We start from the raw sequence: 2501 nt of genomic DNA on the forward strand, positions 1-2501 counted from the left end.
CTTAGCGAGGAGGAGCTTGCCAGCGGGCTAGGTGCCCTATTCGGAGGACCGTAACCCCTTTTTAACCCCTTAAAGATTGATAGTATAAAGACCCTAGAAATCTATAAAAATGCTTAAAATGAATAACTACAAGCTTGAAATATTTGAAGAGGTGAGTTACAATAGAATACATATATGCCTCACTAATGTTGCACGGTGCCAAGAAGGAGATAAATGAAGAGAACTTGAAGAAGGTCCTCGAGGCAGCGGGAGTCCAAGTAGACGAGGTAAGGGTTAAAGCCCTCGTTGCTGCCCTCCAGCAAGTGAACATAGATGATGTTCTGAAATCTGCTGCAGCTGCACCGGTAGCGGTTGCCGCCGCTCCAGCGGCACAGCCTGCTGCAGAGCAGAAGCCAAAGGAGGAAGAGAAGAAGGCTGAGGCCAAAGAGGAAGAGGAGAAGAAGGAACTTAGCGAGGAGGAGCTTGCCAGCGGGCTAGGTGCCCTATTCGGAGGACCTTGAGCTTTAATCCCAAAGCAGCCTTTTACGACGACATACGTGAAATTTTATAAATTTTATTTAAATTTTAACTTGGTCTGATCTCCTCTTCACATTAAAAGGGGAGGCTTTCAGCTGTAAAGGGGTATAGACTTTTTTGACATATTTTACATAGTTTTAATGGACCTTCATCAAAAAACATAGAAGAGCGCTTAATTATAATATTTTTATATTTTAATATACCATCATCTTTTTTTAGTTTATTGCGGGAACACAAAATTATAAAGGTAGGTCTATTTCTTTTGAGTACTCACATAAGTTTATATTTTCCTATGTTTACAGCTCTCAGATATGTGTATTATTATCATGTAAGATTTAATAGATGTGATAGCATTCCTACTTATCTTTTATATGCTGAGATTGATGTCCATTCTATAGAAACCATCTTCATAGCATTCATTATACTAAAGGATATTAACTAACTATCATAGCCAACATAATAATTACTACTAAACTACTAATTAAAAATGATTCTGAAAAACAGAGATTCTTAGGGTTCCTTCTAGCATCTTCCTTGCTTTTGCTCCTATCACAGTAATTGGCTAGGCTTTTGATTATAAGTCAAAAGATAAAAATTAAAGTATTTATTGTTATGCGCTACAAAATAATTTTCGGGAAGCTTAATGCCTAATTTGGCCACTCATAAAAAGGTTTATGAAATGCTTGGCTATAACGCCGTTGTCTGTGAAGAGATCGATAAGTTGATAGATGTTGAGCCTCCATTATTTAGAGAAATTTTCTCTGAATCAACCGGTGAAAAAAGGCTTTGGAAGAATTTTGGTTTTCGCAAGGTTGAGTTTCCGCTGATGTATAGGTACGTCCTTAAAAATTTTGGTTTAGAGGGTATTAAATGCCTGGTTACGCACTATGTGCTAGATTATATAGAGGGCTTGCTGTACAAAGGATTTGATATAAATATGATTAAAGATGAGGTTAAAGCTCTAATCTCTAGCTATATCGAAGAATGCAATGTTCATAAAGAGGATGATTTTGCAGAAGTTAACAACATTCTTTTGCAAGTCTTTAAGGACTTATTGAATAGATTTGATGATATAGCTCAAGCAGTTAAGAGCAGCTCAAGCCTCGACACTTCACCAATAGAATTAATCGTCAATGCTTCAACTGATTTAATAAGTATTGAACTTCACAGTGCTCTTATAGCTAAAGGTTATAGAGGTAAGAGTGGTTTTACTGTAAGCTCTTCTATTTTTAATGAATACATGCGAATCTATAACAAAGTTAGGCGGTTACTAAAACAGACACTCAATGAAGCTCTGAGAAATCGAATCATAGTAGACCCTCAAGGACTTTTAGAATCGATAAACAACGTTAAAAAACAAACTGCGGAAACCAGAACAATAGGCGATGTTATCCAAGCAGTTAAAGAAGAGGGTATTAAGAACTATGATTTTTACAAGTTATTAGAAATGATTAAGCATTGTGTTGAAGAAGCCATCAAATCTTCCAGCTTCAGTTCCTTGTAAAGAGCGAGCTAATTTTCTAGATTATATTAAACATGAATGAATAAAAACATTGCCTGTAATATCGCTTTATAATTTTTTATGATATTATAAAGAGTGCTTGGATGCGATAATTATAGAAAATCCTCATTCTCATAACTATGAAAAGCCAAGAATCTTCTAGAGAGAAAATATGCATGTTTGCAAAACATATCAACGAATTCATGATTAAGCCCAAGAAGCCCACGAAACTGATGGCATTTAAAAAATTATTTAATTTATGCTATAGGCTGTTACTGTCAATTGTTATAAAAGAAGTTGACTAATGTGTAACTTTAGACCAAGTATTCAAAATAAAATAGGCGGGCCCGCGGGGATTTGAACCCCGGACCACCGGCTGTCCCCGCCTTCCTATCCTAGCTTAGAAGGCCGGCGCCCTATCCTAGCTAGGCTACGGGCCCTATTCATTTGAATAATTGCTTAGAAGGTTTTTAATTTTGTTGTG

At 36.5% G+C, this 2501-nt stretch carries 2 protein-coding genes and 1 tRNA gene; 2 read left to right on the forward strand and 1 reads right to left on the reverse strand.

Going from position 1 to position 2501, the window contains the following annotated elements; genetic code table 11:
* Positions 1-161: 161 nt before the first annotated feature.
* Together rpl12p and RXO53_RS08145 are read left to right on the forward strand one after the other, a co-directional pair.
* Entirely contained in the window at positions 162-500 is a 339-nt protein-coding gene (rpl12p, locus tag RXO53_RS08140; RefSeq protein ID WP_410713720.1) for a 50S ribosomal protein P1, read from the forward strand.
* Between the two features lie 659 nt (positions 501-1159).
* Positions 1160-2020 carry a hypothetical protein gene (locus RXO53_RS08145; protein ID WP_410713719.1) on the forward strand — a complete coding sequence of 287 codons (861 nt, stop codon included), beginning with the start codon at positions 1160-1162 and terminating at the stop codon, positions 2018-2020.
* A 339-nt stretch (positions 2021-2359) separates the two neighbouring features.
* On the opposite strand, the gene RXO53_RS08150 is transcribed toward RXO53_RS08145, so the two are convergent.
* A tRNA-Arg gene (locus tag RXO53_RS08150) sits at positions 2360-2457 on the reverse strand.
* Between the last annotated feature and the right edge of the window lie 44 nt (positions 2458-2501).

It is taken from the genome of Caldisphaera sp. (assembly GCF_046536515.1).
Taxonomy (GTDB): Archaea; Thermoproteota; Thermoprotei_A; order Sulfolobales; family Acidilobaceae; genus Caldisphaera.